This is a genomic window from Arsenicicoccus sp. oral taxon 190 (assembly GCF_001189535.1).
Classification (GTDB): Bacteria; Actinomycetota; Actinomycetes; order Actinomycetales; family Dermatophilaceae; genus Arsenicicoccus.
This window is the reverse complement of the sequence record NZ_CP012070.1, coordinates 3340793-3361814: the sequence shown is the minus strand read 5'-3', so window position 1 is coordinate 3361814 and position 21022 is coordinate 3340793. Positions and strand designations below refer to the sequence as shown.

Genomic DNA, 21022 nt, shown 5'->3' with positions numbered 1-21022 from the left:
GGCATGGCCGACGAGACGATGATCGAGCGCCCCAAGGACCGCCCCTGGGTGATGCGCACCTACGCCGGGCACTCCTCGGCCGCCGCCAGCAACGCGCTCTACCGCACCAACCTCGCCAAGGGGCAGACGGGGCTGTCGGTGGCCTTCGACCTGCCGACGCAGACCGGCTACGACCCGGACCACGTGCTGGCGCGCGGCGAGGTCGGCAAGGTGGGCGTGCCGATCAGCCACGTCGGCGACATGCGGGCGCTCTTCGACGGCATCCCGCTCGCGGAGATGAACACCTCGATGACCATCAACGCCACCGCGATGTGGCTGCTCGCCCTCTACGAGGCCGTGGCGGAGGAGCAGGCGCAGGAGCAGGGGCTCGACGCGGCGGAGGTGCGGCGCCGGCTCGCCGGCACCACCCAGAACGACATCATCAAGGAGTACCTCAGCCGCGGCACCCACGTCTTCGGCCCCGCCCCGTCGCTGCGGCTGATCACCGACATGATCGCCTACACGGTGACCGAGATGCCGCGGTGGAACCCCATCAACATCTGCAGCTATCACCTGCAGGAGGCCGGGGCCACGCCCGTGCAGGAGCTCGCCTACTCCCTGGCGACCGCCATCGCGGTGCTGGACGCCGTGGTCGAGGCCGGCCAGGTGCCCCGTGAGCGCCTGGGCGAGGTGGTCGGGCGCATCTCCTTCTTCGTCAACGCCGGCGTGCGCTTCGTGGAGGAGATGTGCAAGATGCGCGCCTTCGTGCAGCTCTGGGACCAGCTGACGCAGGAGAGGTATGGCGTGCAGGACCCCCGCCAGCGGCGGTTCCGCTACGGGGTGCAGGTCAACAGCCTCGGCCTGACCGAGGCGCAGCCCGAGAACAACGTGCAGCGGATCGTCCTGGAGATGCTCGCCGTCACCCTGTCCAAGGACGCCCGGGCCCGGGCCGTGCAGCTCCCGGCCTGGAACGAGGCGCTCGGCCTGCCCCGGCCCTGGGACCAGCAGTGGTCGTTGCGGATCCAGCAGGTGCTCGCCTACGAGTCCGACCTGCTCGAGCACGAGGACCTCTTCGCGGGGTCGCACGTGGTCGAGGCCACGGTCGCCGAGCTCGTGGCCGGCGCGACGGCCGAGCTGGAGCGGATCCAGGAGATGGGTGGCGTCGTCGAGGCCGTCGAGTCGGGCTACCTCAAGTCGGCACTGGTGGCCTCCCACGCCGCGCGGCGGCGCCGGATCGAGGCCGGCGTCGACAAGGTGGTCGGGGTCAACTGCTTCGAGACCACCGAGCCCAGCCCGCTGACGGCCGACCTGGACACCGCGATCCACGTCGCCGACCCCGACGTCGAGGACCGCGCGGTGGCGGCGGTGCGGCGGTGGCGCGAGGAGCGCGACGCCGACCCGCAGCGCCGCGAGGCGGCCGAGGCGGCGTTGCAGCGGCTGCGGGCGGACGCCGCGACCGAGACCAACCTGATGGCCGCGTCCATCGCGTGCGCCCGCGCCGGCATCACGACGGGGGAGTGGACCGACGCGCTGCGAGACGTCTTCGGGGAGTACCGCGCCGCCACCGGCGTGGGCGCCGCGGCGGCGGCCGGGCCGGAGGCGGGGCCGAGGTCCGGACGGGAGACCGGGCAGGGAGCGCGGCCCGGCAACGGCGACGGCGACGAGGCATGGCACGAGGGTCTGGCGGACGTCCGCGAGGCGGTCCGCCGCACCGGCGAGGAGCTGGGCACGCACCTGCGCTTCCTGGTCGGTAAGCCGGGGCTCGATGGTCACTCCAACGGCGCGGAGCAGGTGGCGGTGCGGGCGCGCGACGCCGGCTTCGAGGTGGTCTACCAGGGCATCCGGCTCACGCCGGAGCAGATCGTCGCGGCGGCGGTGGCCGAGGACGTCCACGTGGTCGGGCTGTCGATCCTGTCCGGCTCGCACATGGCGCTGGTGCCCGCGGTCCTCACCGGTCTGCGCGACGCGGGGGCCGAGGACGTGCCCGTCGTGGTCGGCGGCATCATCCCGGACGCGGACGCGCGGCGGCTGCGCGAGCTCGGCGTCGCGGCCGTCTTCACGCCCAAGGACTTCGGGCTCAACGACATCATGGGCCAGGTCGTCGACGTGGTGCGCGCCGCCCGCGGGCTGGCCCCGTCGGGCGGCACCGTCCGCGACTGAGCCGTGCGGTGCGCGCCCGCGGGCAGGCCGGCGCGCGGCACTGTCCGCGACCGACCGTGCGGTGGCGCCGTCCGGGAGCCTCGCTAGAGTGAGGCCCCATGAGCGACCTGCAGTGTCCCGCAACCGTGCTCGTGGCAGCGCACGGTCACGCGGCCTTCGCCGAGCCGGGGCTGCTGACCGATGACGGCGGGTGGCTCACGGACGCCGGCGTCGCGCAGATGGCCGCGCTCGCCGACCGGTTGCGGCAGGACCCGACGGTGCGGATCAGCGCCGTCTGCACCAGCAGGCTGTCCCGAGCGGTCCAGAGCTGCCGGGTGGTGTCCGGGGCGCTCGGGGTGCCGTCGGAGGTGGTCGACGGCCTCGAGGAGCACGAGGTGGGCGAGCTGGCCGGCCAGCCCGTCGGGGACGCGCGGCTGACCGCCGTCGTGACGGGGTGGTGCCGTGGCGACCTCGCCCTCGCGCCCCCGGGCGGGGAGGACGGCTACCAGGTCGTGCAGCGGTTTCGCCGGGCCCTGGAGGGGATCGCCGACGCGCACCGCGGGGAGACGGTGCTCGTGCTCAGCCACGAGAGGGTGATGATGACCGCCCTGCCGCGGCTGTGCGACAACGTCCGCAGCGACCTCTTCGCCGGCGGGATCCCGCAGCGCGCCGAGCCCGTGCGGATCCGCATCGACGCCGACGGCTGGGTGATGGACGACTGGCCCGGTCGCGCCTCGGCGTGAGCCCGGGCTAGCGTCCGGCGGCCGCGTCGAGCGCGGCGAGGACCTCGGGGTCGGCGTCCGGGTGCAGCTTGCGCGCGAACGGCGACCCCGCCGCCACCGCCTCGCGCACGTGCTCCCGGGTGAGGTACTCCGGGCTCGAGCCGTCCTCCGGGAAGTGCGCGAAGGTCGTCGGGGCCGCCACCACGTCCACCCCGGCCGCGGTGAGCGTGGAGGCGACGTAGAGCTCGTCGGGGACCTTGCAGCTGGCGAAGAACGCCCGCTCCTGCGGGTCCTGGCGGTAGTGCTGCAGCAGCACCTCGACGGCGTGGCGGGACAGCACCTTCCACTGGCTGGCCTTGCGGACCGGGCGACGCTCCCCGCGGCGTGGCACGCCGATCCACCACCGGTGGTCGGCCCGCTTGGGGGAGTCGTTGAGGTATAGGCGGCCCCGTGCGGCCAGCGTGATGCGCCAGGCGACGGCGACCGCGGCGCGGTGCACCGGGCCGGGCAGCGCCGGACCTCGGACGATGCGCCAGCGGTTGTCGACGGTGACCGGGTCGGGGTCGTGCAGGGCCAGCATCGCGTCGGCCCCTCGCTGCGCCACCTGCTGCTCCCACGCCCGCAGGTCCGTGATGGGGTAGTCCTGGCCGGACACGAGCACGACGTGGTCGGGGTCGACCAGGCGCAGCGCCGTCTCGTAGCACTCCAGCTCGGCGTCCACGAGGGACCAGTCGCCCCACCAGGTCGCGATGTCGCTGACCAGGACGGCGGCGCCGGCCTCCTCCAGGACGGCGCGGTCCAGCGCCGCGGCGGAGCTGTAGCGGACCAGGACGGCAGCCTCGGGGGACAGGTGCCGGATCCGGCGCACGAGCGTCGACCCGGGTGTGGCAGAGGACGATGTAACAGAATCGGGGCTCGGTCACGGGCGCACTCTACCGTCCTGGCCTGGGCCGCCCTCCGACGACGACGAGGTCCTGAGCGGGGCGCCACCCCGCCTCAGAAGAGCCGGAACTCCGACAGGTCGACCCCCTTGAGGTCGTCGTAGTCCAGGGTCACGCACCGGATCCCGCGATCGGTCGCGAGGGTGCGGGCCTGCGGCTTGATCAGCTGCGCGGCGAAGACCCCGGTGACGGGCGCCAGCGCGGGGTCGCGGTTGAGCAGCTCCAGGTAGCGGGTGAGCTGCTCCACGCCGTCGATCTCGCCGCGCCGCTTGATCTCGACCGCGACGTGGGCCCCGCTCTCGTCGCGGCACAGGATGTCGACCGGCCCGATCGCCGTCATGTACTCCCGCCGCACCAGCGAGTAGCCGTCGCCGAGGGTGGTGATGTGCTGGGCCAGCAGCTGCTGCAGGTGGGCCTCGACGCCGTCCTTGACCAGCCCGGGGTCGACCCCGAGATCGTGGTCGCTGTCGTGCAGGACCTCGTGGATCGCGATGCGCAGGGCGTCGCCGGACTTGGCGTTGCGGACCACCCACACCGCGGTCGCCCCCTCCTGCGCCTCCTCCTCGTCGGGCACCACCTCGGCCAGCGCGCACGGCGGCGTCATCCAGTTGAGCGGCTTGTAGCTGCCGCCGTCGGAGTGCACCAGCACCGAGCCGTCGCCCTTGACCATGAGCAGCCGGGTGGCGAGCGGCAGGTGGGCGGTGAGCCGACCCTGGTAGTCGACGGAGCAGCGGGCAATCACGAGTCGCACGGCACGTCACCCTAGTCCGCAGCGGCTGTCAGAGCCGTATGCCGAGCCCCGGCCGCCCGGCATACTGGCCGGTAGTTTTGTGACCAAGCCCGCAGTCCGACAGTCTTGCAAGCCGCAGCACCCCCCTCAAGACTTCCAGCATGGAGCGCGCAGTGGACAACATCGGAGTGGTCGGGCTCGGCACCATGGGTGCCGGCATCGTCGAGGTCTGTGCCCGGCACGGCCTGCGGGTCGTCGCGGTCGACATGGACGACGCCGCCGTCGAGCGCGGTCGCGGCCACGTCGAGCGGTCCACGGGTCGCGCCGTGGAGCGCGGCAAGCTCGGCGCCGACGAGCAGCAGGAGCTGCTGGGTCGCATCACCTTCGCCGCGAGCCTGGACGCGCTCGCCGACTGCGACCTGGTGCTCGAGGCGGTGCCGGAGGTGCTCGAGATCAAGCGGGAGCTCTTCGGGCGGCTCGACCAGGTCGTCCCGGACGCCTGCATCCTCGCCACCAACACCTCGAGCCTGTCGGTCACCGAGATCTCCGTGGCGACCTCCCACCCCGAGCGGGTCGTCGGCCTGCACTTCTTCAACCCCGCTCCCGTGCAGAAGCTCGTCGAGATCATCTCCACGGTCGTCACCGACCCGGACGTCGTCACGGCGGTGCGCGCCCTCGCCGAGCGGCTCGGCAAGACCCCCGTGGTGGTCGGGGACAAGGCCGGCTTCATCGGCAACTACCTGCTCTTCGGCTACCTCAACCACGCGATGAGCATGTACGAGTCGCGCTACGCCACCCGCGAGGACCTCGACGCCGCGATGCAGTTCGGCTGCGGCTACCCCATGGGGCCGCTGGCGCTGCTCGACCTCATCGGCCTGGACACCGCCTACCAGGTCCTCGACACGATGTACCGCCAGGGCCGCGACAAGCTGCACGCCCCCAGCCCCATCCTCAAGCAGATGGTCACGGCCGGGTTGCTGGGCCGCAAGACCGGGCGCGGGTTCTACACCTACGACGCGCCGGGCTCCGGCACGGTCGTCCCCGACGCCCAGACCCCCGCGGCGGACACCGGGACCGCGCCGACCCGAGAGGTCCGCTCGGTCGGCGTCGTGGGCACCGGCACCATGGCGACCGGCATCGTCGAGGTCTTCGCCAAGGCGGGCTACCCGGTGACCGTGGTCGGGCGCAGCGACGACAAGGTCGCCGGCGTGACCGCCGCCATCACGGCCAGCCTCGACAAGGCGATCAGCAAGGGCAAGGCCACGCCGGCGTCCAAGGAGGAGGCGCTGCGGCAGGTCACCGGCGCCACCGACGTCACCGCGCTGGCCGACGTCGACCTGGTCGTCGAGGCCATCGCCGAGGACGTCGAGGTCAAGACCGCGATGTTCCGCCGCCTCGACGAGGTCTGCCGGCCCGGCGCGATCCTCGCGACCACCACGAGCTCGCTGCCGGTGATCCAGGTGGCCGCGGCCACCAGCCGGCCTGCTGACGTGGTCGGGCTGCACTTCTTCAACCCCGCCCAGGTCATGAAGCTTGTCGAGGTCGTCTCGACCGTCTCCACCGCCGCCGACGTCGAGGAGACCGCCGTCCAGCTGTGCCGGGCGCTCGGCAAGGTGCCGGTGCGGTGCGGCGACCGGGCCGGGTTCATCGTCAACGCGCTGCTGTTCCCCTACCTCAACGACGCCGTCAAGATGCTCGAGGCGCACTACGCCACCGCCGACGACATCGACACCGCCATGAAGAACGGCTGCGCCCTGCCCATGGGGCCCTTCGAGCTGCTCGACGTCGTCGGCCTGGACGTCTCCTACGCCATCCAGCGCCAGCTCTACCTGGAGTTCCGAGACCGGGGCTACGCCCCGGCCCCGCTGCTGGAGCACATGGTCACCGCCGGCTACCTCGGGCGCAAGACCCGGCGCGGGTTCCGCACCTACTGACCGCACCAGCCCGTATGCCGGGCACCAGCCCGTGTGCCGGGCGCGGGGCACCTCGTCCCGGCCCGGCGCCGCGCTGCGGTTTGCGACAATGGCGCCATGCCCCGCGCCAACCGACGAGCCGACCGCCACGTCCCGCTCGCGACGGGACGTCTCGCCGGCATGGAGCGGCGGGAGGTCCACCCCGACGGGGCGTGGATCGTGCGCCGGGTCCGCGGCGCCGCGACGGGCAAGGTCTACCGCTGCCCCGGCTGCCAGCAGGAGCTGAGCGACGCGGTCGCCCACGTCGTCGCGTGGCCCGCGGACGGCCTGCGCGGCCTGCCCGACCGGCGCCACTGGCACGGCCCCTGCTGGGCGGCGCGGGACCGTCGCCACTAGTCCGGACGGCGGCCGCCGGCGAGCCGCAGCCCCGCGGGGCGGGGCGGGCGGCATACGAGCCCATCCACCACCAGGAGACACGAGCACCCTTGAGCACGCACGAGATCCGCGCCAACACGATCCTGCCGGCCCGCCGCGAGGAGATCGAGCTGCACACCGCCGACGGGCTCACCCTCGTCGGCGAGCTGGCGCTGCCGCTCGACCGGGACCCGGTCGCGACGCTGGTGACGCTGCACCCGCTGCCGACCCACGGCGGCTTCATGGACAGCCACGTCTTCAAGAAGGCGTCCTACCGGCTGCCGGCCCTGGCCGACATCGCGGTGCTGCGGTTCAACACCCGCGGCACCAGCTCGCCGCGCGGGACCTCCCAGGGCAGCTTCGACCACGCCGACGGGGAGCGGTTCGACGTGGCGGCGGCGATCGAGCTGGCGGAGTTCCATGAGCACCCGGCGCTGCCGCACCGCTGGCTGGTGGGGTGGTCCTTCGGGACCGACCTGACGCTGATGTACGGCCTCGACCCCGCCATCGAGGGGGCCATCCTGCTGAGCCCGCCGCTGCGCTGGACCGGCCCGGAGCACCTGCGCGATTGGGCGGTCGACGGGCGGCCGCTGGTGGCCCTGGTGCCCGAGCACGACGACTACCTGCAGCCGGAGCAGGCGCGGGAGCGCTTCGCCGTCGTCCCGCAGGCCGAGGTCGTCGGGATCGACGGGTGCAAGCACCTGTGGGTGGGGGAGACCTACGTGCGGCGGGCGCTGGACGAGATCGTCGCGCGGGTGCGACCGGGCTTCGGGCCGCTGCCGACGGAGTGGGACGGCGCGGTCGAGGAGGGCTGAGGCCGGGCCGACCGAGGATCGGTCAGGACGACGCCGCGGGACCGTAGCCCAGTGCGGCGACGAGGTGCTGCACGTAGTGCTCCGGCATCCGCCGGCCGAGCACCTCGGCGCGGGCCCGCGCCCCCATCTGGCGGTAGTGCTCGGCGTTGGCCGGGTCCATGACGTGGTCCAGGGCCTCCCGCAGGCGCGCCGCGTCGGGCGGGACGATCACCCCCGTGACGCCGTCCTCGACGTAGTCCCGCACGCCCATGGCGTCGGTCACGATCACCGGCTTGCCGAGGACCATGGCGTTGAGGTAGGTCTGCTGGCCGGCGCTGCGCGAGGACGGCTCCAGCGGCAGCACCATGGCGCGGCACCCGAGGAGCAGCTCGGTGAACTCGTCGTGCGGGGTGGGGCGCGCGTGCAGCCCCGGGACCGGGGCGGCGGGCGTCCACCGGCTCGCGACGTGGGTCTCGTAGCCGGACCCCGCCAGGGCGGACGCCAGCAGGTCGTAGTCGCGCAGCGAGTTGCCGCCGGCGAAGAGGTAGCCGCCGTCGTGCGGCTGCCGGTCGTAGTCGTCGTACAGAGTCATCGGGAAGGGCGTGAAGACCACCCGCTCCACCGGCACCCCCCACGTCTCGGCGAAGACGGCTCGCTCGTCCCGGGACAGCACGGCGTAGTGCACGTGCGGACCGTCCAGCGCGCCGATCATCAGCCGGGCGATCCGGGGCAGGTGGGCCTGCAGCCACGGCAGGCGGGACGCGAGGGTCCGGCTCCCCGGCTCCCAGGTCGCGTCGGTCACCAGCGTCCGGGGACGGCGCCGGCGGTGCCGCAGCGCGAGCGAGAAGACCAGGTCCCGGTAGAGGTCGCGGGCCGTGACGGAGCCCCGCAGCACCAGCGCCTCGCGGCGGTGCGACCGCGCCCACAGCTCCAGCAGGGACAGGACGGGTCTGCCCGCCCGGGGGTGGCAGGCTTCCACGAGCCCGCGCCAGGCGGGCTCCTGCGGGTCTCCGACGGTGGACAGGATCGGCGGGGGTGCCGGCGTCACGGCGGGTTCACTCCTCGTCGCGGTGGGGGTCGGCTGCAGGGCGTCGACTCATCCTCGCACCGTCGCCGGGGGCGGCTCGAATCGGCCCGCTCCCTGGTCACCCTTTCGCGCCACCCTCGGGCGTCGCTGTGGTCAGACCAAAACGAGGAGTGCGGTCAGAGCCGGCGCTGGCGGGGCACCAGGACCTCTTCGTAGAGCAGCAGCAGCGCCGCCGCGGTCGGGATCGCGAGCAGCGCGCCGAGCACCCCGAGCATGGTGCCGCCGGCCAGGGCGGCCACGACCGTCACGGCCCCCGGCACCGCCACCGTGCGCTGCATGATGCGGGGAACGATGACGTAGTTCTCCACCTGCTGGTAGACGATGTAGTAGACAAGCAGGACGATCCCGGTCTGGGTGCTCTGCAGCAGCCCCGCCAGCGTCACCAGGGCGCCGCCGAGGGTGGCGCCCACCATCGGGATCAGCCCCAGGAAGGCCACGCTGACGGCGAGGACCTCGGCATACGGCACCCCGAGGAAGCGCATCGCCACCCAGCTGAGCAGACCGTTGATGGCCGCCACGCCCACCTGGCCGATGGCATAGCTGCCGACCCGCCGCATCATCTCCTCCGACAGGTAGACGACGCGGGCCCGGCGGGACGCGGGGACCACGGCGTAGGCCGCCTTCTTGGTGGTGGGGAGGCTGGCGAGGAAGTAGAGCGTCAGGATCAGCACGGTGAACGTCTGGAAGATGCCGCTGCCGACCGCCTGGCCGGCCCCGATGATGCCGCCGGCCACCGTCGACAGGAAGCCCTGGTCGGTCAGCCGGTCGTTGACCTGCTTCTGGATCTGGGCGGTGAGGTTGTAGTTCTTGTCCAGGTCCTGCACCCACCGCTGCTGCAGCAGCTCATTGACATAGCTCGGGGCGTTCTGGACCAGCGCGCCCGCCTGCTCCGCCACCGGCGGCACCACCAGCCACGCCAGCAGCGCGAAGACCACCAGCGCCCCGAACATCACGAACGCCACAGCCGGTCCCCGGGACATCCCGCCGCGGATCAGCCGCTGCACGATCGGGTCGAGCGCCAGGGTGAGGAAGAGCGCGACCGTCAGCAGGGTGAAGGTCAGCGACAGCGTGCCGATGGCGTTCCACAGCGTGACGGCGGTGAGCACGCCGAGGGCCCCCACGAAGCCGATCGCGAAGGGCGACTGGCGGTTGAGCGGCACCCCCGGCGCGCGGGACGGCTGCTCTCCCGGAGGCGTCGCCTCGGGGGCGCCCGGCCCGGCCGGCCCCACCGGGTCGGCCGTCCCCGCGGGCTCCGCGCCTGCGGGCACGTCGCCTGCGGGCACCTCGCCTGGAGGCACCTCCAGCCGATAGCTCTCGGTCAGGGTGGCCCGCTGACGGGCACGGTAGGCCGACCAGCGTCGACGCGCGGCGCCCCACCGGTCCAGCAGCTGCGGTCTCCTCACGGGTCGAGCGTATGCCGCCCCCCGCGCGCGGTGCCGCCACCACGCGGGCGGCGGGGCGGCGGCATACGGCCCGGGTCGGTGAGGGGATCCTCAGACGTTGCGGAACCTGTTGATCGACGACAGCAGCTCGTCGCGCAGCTCCGGCTTGCTGACGCCGAGACCCTCCTCGGGCGCGAGGGTGAGCACGCCGACCTTGCCCTGGTGGGCGTTCTTGTGGACGTCGAGGGCGGCCTGGCCGACCTGGTCCATGGTGTAGGTCTTGGACAGCGTCGGGTGGATGAGGCCGCGGCGGATCAGGGAATTGGCCTCCCAGGCCTCGCGGTAGTTGGCGAAGTGCGAGCCGACGATGGACTTGAGGTTCATCCACAGGTAGCGGTTGTCGTACTCGTGCAGGTAGCCCGAGGTCGAGGCGCAGGTCACGATGGTGCCGCCCTTGCGGGTCACGTAGACGGAGGCGCCGAAGGTCTCGCGGCCCGGGTGCTCGAAGACGATGTCCGGGTCGTGGCCGTTGGTCAGCTCCCGGATCTTGGCGCCGAGACGCTTCCACTCCTTGGGGTCCTGGGTCTGCTCGTCCTTCCAGAACCGGTAGCCCTCGGCGTTGCGGTCGATCACGAGGTCGGCGCCCATCTTGCGGCAGATCTCGGCCTTCTCCGGGGAGGAGACCACGCAGATGGGCGTCGCTCCGCCGGCCAGCGCCATCTGGGTGGCGTAGGACCCGAGGCCGCCCGACGCGCCCCAGATGAGCACCCGGTCGCCGAGCTTCATGCCGGCGCCGTTGCGGGAGATCAGCTGGCGGTAGGCCGTGGAGTTGACCAGACCGGGGGACGCGGCCTCCTCCCAGGTGAGGTGCTCGGCCTTGGGCATCAGCTGGTTGGCCTTGACGATCGCCAGCTGGGCGAGGCCCCCGAAGTTGGTCTCGAAGCCCCAGATGCGCTGCTCGGGGTCGAGCATCGTGTCGTTGTGCCCGTCGTGGTGCTCCAGCTCGACGGACAGGCAGTGGGCGACGACCTCGGTGCCCGGCTGCCAGACGTGCACGCCGGGGCCGGTGCGCAGGACCACGCCCGCGAGGTCGGACCCGACGATGTGGTAGGGCAGGTCGTGCCGCTTGGCGGCCTCGCTGGTGCGGCCGTAGCGCTCGAGGAAGCCGAAGGTCGGCACCGGCTCGAAGATCGAGGTCCACACCGTGTTGTAGTTGATCGAGCTCGCCATGACGGCCACGAGCGCCTCGCCCGGGGCCAGCTCGGGGAGCGCGACCTCGTCGAGGTGCAGGCTCTCGCGCGGGTCCTTGTCGCGGCTCGCGCGGCCCTCGAACATCCCCACCTCGTCCTTGTGGACCGTCACGGCCTGGTAGGACTGCGGCAGGCTGAGCCCGGCGTAGGTCTCGGGGGTGCGGTCGCCGCTCGTGATGGCGTCGCGGATGGCGATCATGGCGTCGTTCGTCATCGTTCGCTCCTGGGCAGGGCGGCACCACTGCGTGCCGGCTCGCCGCCGACGCTACTGGCGAGTCACCCTGGGGCGGTAGGGGTCTGAGACCCCCGCCACACCGGTGACCTTGGTCACCCGCAGTCGCTAGCATGGCGGGACGCCCGGACGAGCCGGGCGCCGGTGCGGCAGGCGGCGACCGTCGGCGCGCCAGGGGACGAGGGGGAGCATGCGGGAGGGTAGGACGGTGTCGGCGACTCCGGCAGAGCTCGTCGTCTCGCGGCGCACGGCACTGACCGGCGCCCTGCTCTGCGTCGTCTCCGGCACCGGCCTGGCCGTCGCGGACGACGGCCGCCTGGAGCTGGCACTCGGTCCCACCTCCTCGCCGCAGGCCCGCCGCGCGGCCGACAGCGACTGCGTCAGCCACGTCCGGACCCAGCGGCCCCTCCTGTCCCTCACCTTCGACGACGGGCCGGACCCGCGCTACACCCCCGCGGTCCTGGACCTCCTGCGCCGGTATTCCGCCCGCGCCACCTTCTTCGTCGTCGGCGCCAACGCCGCGGCCCACCCCGAGCTCGTGGCACGCATGCGGGCGGAGGGCCACGAGGTGGCCAACCACACGCACGACCACGCCCACCTCACCGAGATCAGCGATGCCGAGGTGCGCGACCAGATCGCTCGCGGTCGCCGGGCCGTCGGCGACGTCGGCCCCAGGCTGCTGCGCCCCCCGGTGGGCCGGACGAGCACGTCGGTCTCGCGGATCGCCCGGTCGCTGGGGGAGCGCCAGGCCTTCTGGAGCTCCTGCCTCGAGGCGTGCCTGCACGACGGCGGCCGCGCCGGGGGTCGGGACCTCGGCGGGGCGGTCGAGCCGGGGGCCGTGGTGCTCGCCCACGACGGTGGTCGGGTGGTGGGGCGCTGGGCCCAGGAGTACCCCCGCGACCAGACGCTCGAGGCGCTCCCGCACCTGCTGGAGGCGCTGGCCGGGCGGGGGCTGCGCTCGGTGCCGGTGAGCGAGCTCGTGCGGGTGGGCCTCGTCCGCTGACCCGGTCCGGGGCCGCTTTGCCCGGTCTGGACGGCCATCCTCCGTCTCTGCGGCCATCCCCGGTCTCTGCGGCCATCCTCCGTCTCTGCGGCCATCTCCGGTCTGGCGCTGCAGCCGGAGACGGGGGACGCAGGGCAAGACGGGGGATGCAGGCCTAGACGGACATCCCCGGTCCGGGGCCGCTCTGCGCGGTCTTGGTCCACATCCCCGGTCTCGACGGCCATCCCCGGTCTCGACGGCCATCCCCGGTCTGGCGTTGCAGCCGGAGACGGGGGACGCAGGGCAAGACTGGGGATGCAAGGCAGGACGGGGGACGCAGGGCAAGACGGGGGATGCAAGGCGAGACGGGGGACGCAGGTCTCGACGGTCATCTCCGGTCTGGCGATGCAGCCGGAGACGGGGGACGCAGAGCAAGACGGGGGATGCAGGCTCAGACCAGGGACGTACGGTCGCTGGCGCGGACGGCTGCTCCGTGCCGCCGACGCGCTCGGGCCCGCGCCGCCTCCACCGTGCGGCGCAGGAGGACGGGGTCGGCCAGCAGCTCGTTGGTGATGCGCACGACCTCCCACCCCTGGTCCCGGATGTCGTCCTCGCGCAGCTTCTCGCGGGGCAGCGCGCGCCGTGACAGCGGGTCGGCATACTTGTCTCGGCCGTCGTACTCGAAGCAGACCCACTCGCCGTCGAGAGCTTCGTCCACGCGGTAGTCCCCCTGGCGGCCGACGACCGTGACCTGCGGCGTCGTGGCGTAACCGAGGTGGTGCAGCGCCAGCGCGGACCGGGACTCACCGGGGGACTCGCGGCGGCCGTCGGCCAGCCGGTGCACGAGCACGACGCCCGCACCGCCGCGCGAGAACGCGAGCCGTCGGGCCCAGAGCCCGAGGTCGTCCACGGTCGTCCGACGGTTCCGAAGCGCCTCGTCGGCCGCCATGAGGGCGGACTCGGGGTCGAGCAGAGCCGTCTCCATGACGGCGCGGGCGACCCGGCACCCCGAGTCGGGGAAGAGGGCCTCGTGGACGTGGGTCCGGCCGGAGCGCTGCCGGCGCCCGGCAGACCGCCAGCGCATGTGCAGCACCGAGAGGTCGGGCTCGTGCAGCGGCAGCCGCGCGACCGCCAGGGCGGTGTGGTGACTGGGCCGCTGCTGCGGATGCAGGGCCTGCTCGATCAGGGCGTCGACGCGGTACCGGTCGACCGGCCACGGCACGGGCCGCCCGGTGTAGAACCCCCGACGAATGCGGGTGATGACGCCGTCCTGGCACGCGGTGCGGAGCTCGGCGTCGCAGGCACCGGAGGAGAGCGCATCGTGGCGGGAGAAGTACGGACGCGCGAGGAGTGCTGGTGCGATGGTCATGCCCATCACCCTGCGGCTGCGGGGCGTGTGTGGCCATACTCCTGCGGTGACTTGTGGATAACCACGTTTCGGAGAGTTTGGCCCTGTGGACGGCCGTCGACGCGCGATGACGTGGTGACCGGCGCTGACCCTCCGCCAGGTGCCGTCTCGACCACTGTCCCGCGTCTGCACGGCCATCCTCCGTCTCGGGCTGCAGCTCAAGACGGGGGACGCGGGGCGAGACGGGGGACGCGAGACAAGACGGGCGACGCCAGACAAGACGGGGGACGCGGGGCGGGCCCGGGGACGCTGGGCAGGGCGGCGGGACGCGCGAGCGCCCGGCCCCGCGGGGGGTCGGGCGCTCGGCATACGGCCTGGAGCTGGGCTCAGTGCATGCCGCCCGGCGCCGGCTCGACCAGCTCGACCAGCACGCCCCCGGCGTCCTTGGGGTGGATGAAGTTGATCCGGGAGCTGGCGGTGCCGCGCCGGGGCTCGGGGTAGAGCAGCCGCAGACCGCGCTCGCGCAGCGTCGCGCACACGTCGTCGATGGACTCGACGCGGTACGCCATCTGCTGCATGCCCACGCCCGACTTGTCGATGAACTTGGCGATCGTGCTCTGCTCGTTGAGCGGTGCGAGGAGCTGGATGTGGGAGGTCGAGTCGCCGACCGCCATCATCGCCTCGGCGACGCCCTGCTCCTCGTTGACCTCGCGGTGGGCCATCGTCATGCCGTACTTGGTCTCGTAGAACTCGATCGCCTCGTCGAGGTCGCGGACCGCGATGCCGACGTGGTCGATGTGCGTGAACAGTCCCTGCAGTGCGTTGTCAGCCATGCCTCAACCCTAGGCTGGCGGGCCCGGACCGCGCCGGGCGGGGTGGCCGTATGACGAGCCTCACGCCGCCCCTCGGGCGTACCGCCCTTCCCGGGGCAGCGTCGGGGCGGGCGACCTGGATAAGGTGGGCGGACCACAACATCCCATCACCGCTGCTGGAGGCTCCACCCATGTCCGTTGCATCCTCCCCGTCGGTCATCGTCGCCGGCGCTCGCACCCCCATGGGCCGCCTCATGGGGTCGCTCAAGGGCTTCAGCGGTGCCGACCTCGGCGCGGTGGCCATCAAGGGGGCCCTCGACAAGGCCAAGGTCTCCCCGGAGCAGATCGACTACGTGATCATGGGGCAGGTGCTGACGGCCGGCGCCGGCCAGATCCCGGCGCGCCAGGCGGCGGTCAAGGCCGGCATCCCGATGACCGTCCCGGCCCTCACCATCAACAAGGTGTGCCTGTCGGGGCTGGACGCGATCGCTCTCGCCGACCAGCTCATCCGTGCCGGTGAGGTCGAGATCGTCATGGCCGGCGGCCAGGAGTCCATGACCAACGCCCCGCACCTGCTGGCGAAGTCCCGCGACGGGTTCAAGTATGGCGACGCCACCCTCGCCGACTCGATGATCGTCGACGGCCTGTGGGACGTCTTCACCGAGCAGCCGATGGGCCTGCTGACCGAGGCGCAGAACGCCGGCGACACCGCCGTCTCCCGCGAGGAGCAGGACGCCTTCGCCGCGCGCTCGCACCAGCTGGCCGCGCAGGCGTGGCAGGAGGGCCGCTACGACGACGAGGTGGTCCCGGTGACCATCCCGCAGCGCAAGGGCGACCCCATCGAGTTCAAGACCGACGAGGGGGTCCGGGGCGACACCACCGCCGAGTCCCTCGGCCGGCTCAAGCCGGCCTTCAGCAAGGACGGCACCATCACGGCCGGCTCGGCCTCGCAGATCTCCGACGGCGCCGCTGCCGTGGTCGTCATGAGCAAGGCCAAGGCCGAGGAGCTGGGCCTGAGCTGGATCGCGGAGATCGGCGCGCACGGCATCGTCGCCGGGCCCGACTCGTCGCTGCAGCTGCAGCCGTCGGCGGCCATCGCGGCCGCCTGCCGCAAGGAGGGCATCGCGCCCTCCGACCTCGACCTCGTCGAGATCAACGAGGCCTTCGCGGCGGTCGGCATCGCCTCGGCGCGCGAGCTCGGCCTGGACCAGGACCGCATCAACGTCAACGGCGGCGCCATCGCGCTGGGTCACCCGCTCGGCATGTCCGGCGCCCGCATCGTGCTGACCCTGGCGCTCGAGCTGGGCCGTCGTGGCGGGGGCACCGGCGCGGCCGCGCTGTGCGGCGGCGGTGGTCAGGGCGACGCCCTGATCATCAAGGTCACCCCCTGACCTCCCTGCCGCCGGTCGTCGATCTCGCCTGCTCGGGCGAGCGAGACCGACGACCGACGGCAGGTCCTGACAGCCGGCGCACCACCCAGGAGGAGCTGACACCGTGACCCGTCCGGTCGACATCCCGACCCTCGTCGAGCAGGCCCGCAGGGGTGCGCCCCGGGCGGTTGCCCGGCTGATCTCCATGGTGGAGGACGCACACCCGGCCCTGCGCGAGGTGATGGCCGCGCTCGCCCCCTACAGCGGGCACGCCCACATCATCGGGATCACGGGCTCGCCGGGCGTCGGCAAGTCGACCTCGACCAACGCCCTCGTGACGGCGCTGCGCCGCCGGGACCTGCGGGTGGGGGTGCTGGCCGTGGACCCGTCGTCGCCCTTCTCGGGGGGTGCCCTGCTCGGGGACCGCATCCGGATGACCGACCACGTCCTGGACCCGCGGGTCTACATCCGCTCGATGGCCTCGCGCGGTCACCTTGGCGGTCTGTCCTGGACCACCCCGCAGGCGCTGCGCGTCCTCGACGCGGCCGGCTGCGACGTGGTGCTCGTCGAGACCGTCGGGGTGGGCCAGTCGGAGGTCGAGATCGTCGGTCTCGCCGACACCACGGTCGTGCTGCTGGCACCCGGCATGGGCGACGGCATCCAGGCTGCCAAGGCCGGCATCCTCGAGATCGGCGACGTCTTCGTCGTCAACAAGGCCGACCGCGACGGCGCCGACAACACCGTCCGCGACATACGGCACATGATCTCGCTCGGCGACCGGACCGAGCCCGGGCTGTGGCGCCCGCCGGTGGTGAAGACCGTCGCGTCGCGCGACGAGGGCGTCGACGAGGTGGTTGAGGCGCTCGACAAGCACCTGACGTGGATGAAGGACAAGGGCGAGCTGCGCGCCCGCCGGCTGCGTCGCGCCGCCGACGAGATCGAGGCGATCGTCATCAAGTCGCTGCGCGAGCGCATGGGGGACCTGCGCGGGGAGCACGGCGTCGACACGCTGGCCGCCGCGGTGGTCGACGGCGAGCAGGACTCCTACTCCGCGGCCGACCAGATCCTCGCCGACCTCACCTGACGCCGCGGCTCGCCTCACCACGACGGCGTATGCCGTAACCGCCCGCACGCCCACGCCCACGCCCACGCACGTCGTCATCGTCGGCCGACTCTCCCGCGGGGGAGGGCGTCGATAGGATGGTGGGGTGCCGTTCACCCTTGCCCACCCAGCGCTGATCCTGCCGCTGCGGCGCTCGCCGCTGCCCTTCGCGGGGCTCGTGTGCGGGTCGCTGGTGCCGGACGTGCCGCTCTTCCTGCCGGGTGCCGTGGTCGGCAGCCGGGACGCGGCGCACGCCTGGACGCACACCGCGGTCGGCCTCGTGGCGTTCTGCCTCCCGGTGGGGGTGCTGCTGACTGTGCTGTGGTCGTTGCTGCTGGCCGAGCCGCTGCTGGACGCCGCCCCCGACCTGCTGCGGGAGCGGCTGCGGACCCGCTCGGCGCGGCACCGCAGCTATTGGTGGTGGCTGCTGCCGTCCGTGGCCATCGGCGCGGTGGCCCACCTCGGCTGGGACCAGATCACCAACGACGACAGCTGGGCGGCCGGGCACGTCCCCTGGCTGACCCAGGACCTGGCCGGCCACCCCGTGGCGCGCTGGTCGATGTACCTCTCCTCGATCCTCGGCCTGGCCGTCGTCGCGCTCGTCGCGTGGCGGGTGCTCGGCCGCCGGACCCCGGTCCGCCGTCCCCGCCGGGTGCCGCAGCTCGCGCCGTGGCTGATCCCGGTGCCGCTGCTGGCGGGCGGCGCGGCGGCGGCATACGAGCTGATCACGGTGGGGCCCTACATGGGCTACCACGCGCTGGCCTACTTCATGCTGACCGCCGCCATCGGCGTCGCCGGGGCCGGGCTGGTGCTGCTCTCGGTCGTCTGGCAGCTGCTGTCACCCCTCGATGACGTGGCCGCCTCCGCCGGGTAGCGTGCGAGCCATGCTCTTCGCCTTCTCCATCGCCCCCGCCACCGCCGCGGACGAGTCGGGATCGGTCTCCGACGCCGTCGCCGACGTCATCCAGGTCGTCCGGGACTCCGGCCTGCCCCACCGCACCGACGCGATGTTCACCACCGTCGAGGGGGAGTGGGACGAGTGCCTGGCCGTCATCAAGCGCGCGTGCGAGGCCTGCGCCGAGCACAGCCCCCGTGTCAGCCTGGTCCTCAAGGCCGACCTGCGCCCGGGCCGGACCGGCGAGCTCGACGGCAAGCTGGAGCGCCTCGAGGCCAGGCTCGCCGAGCGCTCCTCCTGAGGCGCGAGCCGGGTGCCTCGCCGGGCGGCGGGCCGAGCGGCATACGGGCCTCTATCCTGCCCAGGTGACCACGCCGCTCAACCTGCCCTTCGACCCGATCGCCCGCGCCGAGTCCTCGTGGCGCGAGCGCTGGGGCGACGCGGCGCCGTCGCGGCAGATGGCCACCGCGACGAGCCTGCTGCGGGTGGCGCAGATGCTGACGACGCAGTTCGACCAGGCGTGCGCGCAGCACGGACTCACGTTCGCGCGCTACGAGGCGCTCGTGCTGCTGGCCTTCGGGCGGGACACCGGGCTGCCGATGTCCAAGATCGGCGAACGCCTCATGGTGCACCCCACGAGCGCGACGAGCATCGTGCAGCGGCTCGAGGCCCAGGGATACGTCCGGCGGGTGCCCAACCCCGCGGACGGCCGCGGGACGCTGGCCCAGATCACCGAGGACGGACGCGCCGTGATGGAGGCCGCGACCCAGGATCTGCACGAGCTGGGCTTCGGGCTCGACGTGCTGAGCACGCAGGAGCACGAGCAGCTCTTCGGGCTGCTGCGGCGGGTGCGGGTCGCGGGCGGCGACTTCACCGGCTGACCGGCTGACCGGCTTCACCGGTCGACCGGCTCTATCGGATGACCCGCTGACCGCCCGTGGCGCGATCTGCTGCGCCGGCCTGGTGACAGATACTAGGACGTCCTAGTAAATTGGGGTCCATGACCATCCAGGAGACCCAGCGCAGCGCCTCCGCGGCCCCCGCCCCCGACTCGCCCGAGCGCCGCCGCGACGGGCGTCGTCGCTGGCAGGAGCGCTACGACGAGGCGGTCGCCAAGGGCCGCGTCCGCGACGCCGACTTCACCACCCTGTCCGGCGTCGAGGTCGAGCCCGTCTACGGCCCCACCGACGAGCAGGCGGCCGCCGACGAGCGCATGGACCGCATCGGCTGGCCCGGCGAGTTCCCCTACACCCGAGGGCTGCACGCGACCGGCTACCGCGGCAAGAGCTGGACGATCCGCCAGTTCGCGGGCTTCGGCAACGCCGTGCAGACCAACGAGCGCTACAAGATGATCCTGGCCCGCGGCGGCGGTGGCTTGTCCGTCGCCTTCGACATGCCGACGCTGATGGGGCGCGACTCCGACGACCCGATGAGCCTCGGCGAGGTCGGGCACTGCGGCGTCGCCATCGACTCGGCGTCCGACATGGACATCCTCTTCAGCGACATCCCGATGGGTGACACGACCACCTCGATGACCGTGTCCGGTCCCGCGGTGCCGGTCTTCTGCATGTACCTCGTCGCCGCCGAGCGCCAGGGCGTGGACATCTCGACGCTCAACGGCACGCTGCAGACGGATATCTTCAAGGAGTACATCGCGCAGAAGGAGTGGCTCTTCGCCCCCGAGCCGCACCTGCGCCTCATCGGCGACCTGATGGCCTACTGCGATGCCAACATCAAGGCCTACAAGCCGCTCTCGGTCTCCGGCTACCACATCCGCGAGGCCGGCGCGACGGCCGCGCAGGAGCTCGCCTTCACCCTCGCCGACGGCTTCGGCTACGTCGAGCTCGGCCTGTCCCGCGGCCTGGACATCAACTCCTTCGCCCCGGGTCTGTCCTTCTTCTTCGACGCGCACGTCGACTTCTTCGAGGAGATCGCCAAGTTCCGCGCCGCCCGCCGCATCTGGGCGCGCTGGATGCGCGACGTCTACGGCGCCACCTCGGAGAAGGCCATGCAGCTGCGCTTCCACACGCAGACGGCCGGGGTGTCGCTCACGGCGCAGCAGCCCTACAACAACGTCGTGCGCACCGCGGTCGAGGCCCTCGCCGGCGTCCTCGGCGGCACCAACTCGCTGCACACCAACGCCCTCGACGAGACCCTCGCGCTGCCCACCGAGCAGTCCGCCGAGATTGCCCTGCGGACCCAGCAGGTGATCATGGAGGAGACGGGCGTCACCAATGTCGCTGACCCGCTGGGTGGTTCGTGGTACGTCGAGGCCCTGACCGACACGATCGAGGCCGAGGCGGAGGCGATCTTCACCCGCATCCTGTCCATGGGCAAGGTGCCGGTCGACTCCGCCGACAAGGCCCGGCTCGCCGAGGTCGTGCGCGACAACGTCGGCAAGGCCGAGGGCGGGGTCTGGCCAATGACCTCCGGCATCCTGCGCGGCATCGAGGAGGGCTGGTTCATGTCCGAGATCGGGGACGCCGCCTTCACCTACCAGCTCGCGCTCGAGTCCGGCCAGAAGAAGATCGTCGGCGTCAACTGCCTCACCGAGTCCGTGAGCTCCGAGCTCGACATCCTGCGCGTCTCCCACGAGGTGGAGCGCGAGCAGGTGGAGGTGCTCGGCCAGCGGCGCGCCGGTCGCAACGAGGACATCGCCGCCGACGCCGTCCGCCGGATGGTCGAGGTCTCCCGGACCCAGGACAACATGATCCCCGCCATGCTCGACGCGGTCCGCGCCGAGGCGACGCTGGGCGAGATCTGCGACGCCCTGCGCGCGGAGTGGGGCATCTACCGCGAGCCCGCCCGCTTCTGACCTGCACCCGGACCAGCACGACCAGCGCCCCCTCGCACCCATCCCAGGCGAGGGGGCGCTCCGGTGCCCCGGCGCGGTCTCCCGGCGCCCCGGCGCGGTTTCCCGGCGCCCCGGC

General features: G+C 72.8%; 19 protein-coding genes. 12 read left to right on the top strand and 7 right to left on the bottom strand.

Annotation, left to right across the window (positions count from 1 at the left end; genetic code table 11):
- Nucleotides 1-51 precede the first annotated feature (51 nt).
- Both ADJ73_RS15625 and ADJ73_RS15620 read left to right on the top strand, forming a co-directional pair.
- A complete protein-coding gene (locus ADJ73_RS15625; RefSeq protein ID WP_253272744.1) occupies nucleotides 52-2139 on the top strand; it encodes a protein meaA in 2088 nt (695 codons plus the stop codon).
- Between the two features lie 98 nt (nucleotides 2140-2237).
- Complete coding sequence (locus tag ADJ73_RS15620) at nucleotides 2238-2861, top strand: histidine phosphatase family protein (RefSeq protein ID WP_050349035.1); 624 nt, start codon at nucleotides 2238-2240, stop codon at nucleotides 2859-2861.
- A gap of 7 nt (nucleotides 2862-2868) precedes the next feature.
- Here ADJ73_RS15620 and ADJ73_RS15615 read toward each other — a convergent pair whose 3' ends face one another.
- Nucleotides 2869-3708 (bottom strand): beta-1,6-N-acetylglucosaminyltransferase, encoded by an 840-nt coding sequence (locus tag ADJ73_RS15615; RefSeq protein WP_050349034.1) that lies wholly within the window; start codon nucleotides 3706-3708, stop codon nucleotides 2869-2871.
- Between the two features lie 128 nt (nucleotides 3709-3836).
- Entirely contained in the window at nucleotides 3837-4532 is a 696-nt protein-coding gene (gene nucS, locus ADJ73_RS15610; RefSeq protein ID WP_050349033.1) for an endonuclease NucS, read from the bottom strand.
- A gap of 140 nt (nucleotides 4533-4672) precedes the next feature.
- Between nucS and ADJ73_RS15605 the strand changes: the two genes are divergently transcribed.
- The 3 genes from ADJ73_RS15605 (at nucleotide 4673) to ADJ73_RS15595 (ending at nucleotide 7653) form a co-directional block, all read left to right on the top strand.
- Complete coding sequence (locus tag ADJ73_RS15605) at nucleotides 4673-6445, top strand: 3-hydroxyacyl-CoA dehydrogenase family protein (protein WP_050349032.1); 1773 nt, start codon at nucleotides 4673-4675, stop codon at nucleotides 6443-6445.
- Nucleotides 6446-6541: 96 nt separating this feature from the next.
- Nucleotides 6542-6820 (top strand): hypothetical protein, encoded by a 279-nt coding sequence (locus ADJ73_RS15600; protein WP_050349031.1) that lies wholly within the window; start codon nucleotides 6542-6544, stop codon nucleotides 6818-6820.
- A gap of 89 nt (nucleotides 6821-6909) precedes the next feature.
- Nucleotides 6910-7653, top strand: coding sequence for an alpha/beta hydrolase (locus ADJ73_RS15595; RefSeq protein ID WP_050349030.1), 744 nt, complete (start codon nucleotides 6910-6912; stop codon nucleotides 7651-7653).
- Nucleotides 7654-7675: 22 nt separating this feature from the next.
- Here ADJ73_RS15595 and ADJ73_RS15590 read toward each other — a convergent pair whose 3' ends face one another.
- From ADJ73_RS15590 to ccrA, 3 genes are all read right to left on the bottom strand, one after another.
- Nucleotides 7676-8680, bottom strand: a complete 1005-nt coding sequence (locus tag ADJ73_RS15590; RefSeq protein ID WP_050349029.1) for a glycosyltransferase — start codon at nucleotides 8678-8680, stop codon at nucleotides 7676-7678.
- A gap of 155 nt (nucleotides 8681-8835) precedes the next feature.
- Entirely contained in the window at nucleotides 8836-10122 is a 1287-nt protein-coding gene (locus tag ADJ73_RS15585) for an AI-2E family transporter (RefSeq protein ID WP_253272607.1), read from the bottom strand.
- Between the two features lie 90 nt (nucleotides 10123-10212).
- Nucleotides 10213-11550 (bottom strand): crotonyl-CoA carboxylase/reductase, encoded by a 1338-nt coding sequence (gene ccrA, locus ADJ73_RS15580; RefSeq protein WP_050349519.1) that lies wholly within the window; start codon nucleotides 11548-11550, stop codon nucleotides 10213-10215.
- Nucleotides 11551-11791: 241 nt separating this feature from the next.
- Here ccrA and ADJ73_RS17375 point away from each other — a divergent pair, with 241 nt between their 5' ends.
- A complete protein-coding gene (locus ADJ73_RS17375; protein ID WP_050349028.1) occupies nucleotides 11792-12586 on the top strand; it encodes a polysaccharide deacetylase family protein in 795 nt (264 codons plus the stop codon).
- 430 nt (nucleotides 12587-13016) lie between these two features.
- Here the strand turns inward: ADJ73_RS17375 and ADJ73_RS15570 are convergent, their stop codons facing one another.
- Together ADJ73_RS15570 and mce are read right to left on the bottom strand one after the other, a co-directional pair.
- Nucleotides 13017-13934 (bottom strand): hypothetical protein, encoded by a 918-nt coding sequence (locus ADJ73_RS15570; RefSeq protein WP_156188262.1) that lies wholly within the window; start codon nucleotides 13932-13934, stop codon nucleotides 13017-13019.
- Between the two features lie 365 nt (nucleotides 13935-14299).
- A complete protein-coding gene (gene mce, locus ADJ73_RS15565) occupies nucleotides 14300-14746 on the bottom strand; it encodes a methylmalonyl-CoA epimerase (RefSeq protein WP_050349026.1) in 447 nt (148 codons plus the stop codon).
- Nucleotides 14747-14916: 170 nt separating this feature from the next.
- Here mce and ADJ73_RS15560 point away from each other — a divergent pair, with 170 nt between their 5' ends.
- The 6 genes from ADJ73_RS15560 to ADJ73_RS15535 all read left to right on the top strand — a co-directional run bounded on the left by ADJ73_RS15560 (nucleotide 14917) and on the right by ADJ73_RS15535 (nucleotide 20907).
- Complete coding sequence (locus ADJ73_RS15560) at nucleotides 14917-16116, top strand: acetyl-CoA C-acetyltransferase (RefSeq protein ID WP_050349025.1); 1200 nt, start codon at nucleotides 14917-14919, stop codon at nucleotides 16114-16116.
- Between the two features lie 103 nt (nucleotides 16117-16219).
- Nucleotides 16220-17179: a methylmalonyl Co-A mutase-associated GTPase MeaB gene (gene meaB / locus ADJ73_RS15555; RefSeq protein ID WP_050349024.1), complete on the top strand. Its 960-nt coding sequence runs from the start codon at nucleotides 16220-16222 to the stop codon at nucleotides 17177-17179.
- A gap of 124 nt (nucleotides 17180-17303) precedes the next feature.
- Nucleotides 17304-18071 carry a DUF4184 family protein gene (locus ADJ73_RS15550; protein ID WP_050349023.1) on the top strand — a complete coding sequence of 256 codons (768 nt, stop codon included), beginning with the start codon at nucleotides 17304-17306 and terminating at the stop codon, nucleotides 18069-18071.
- Nucleotides 18072-18081: 10 nt separating this feature from the next.
- Nucleotides 18082-18393 (top strand): thiamine-binding protein, encoded by a 312-nt coding sequence (locus ADJ73_RS15545; protein ID WP_050349518.1) that lies wholly within the window; start codon nucleotides 18082-18084, stop codon nucleotides 18391-18393.
- A gap of 64 nt (nucleotides 18394-18457) precedes the next feature.
- The gene (locus ADJ73_RS15540) at nucleotides 18458-18973 is read left to right on the top strand and encodes a MarR family winged helix-turn-helix transcriptional regulator (protein ID WP_050349022.1); all 516 of its coding nucleotides are present in this window, start codon (nucleotides 18458-18460) and stop codon (nucleotides 18971-18973) included.
- A gap of 119 nt (nucleotides 18974-19092) precedes the next feature.
- Nucleotides 19093-20907, top strand: coding sequence for an acyl-CoA mutase large subunit family protein (locus ADJ73_RS15535; protein WP_050349021.1), 1815 nt, complete (start codon nucleotides 19093-19095; stop codon nucleotides 20905-20907).
- The last annotated feature ends 115 nt before the right edge of the window (nucleotides 20908-21022 follow it).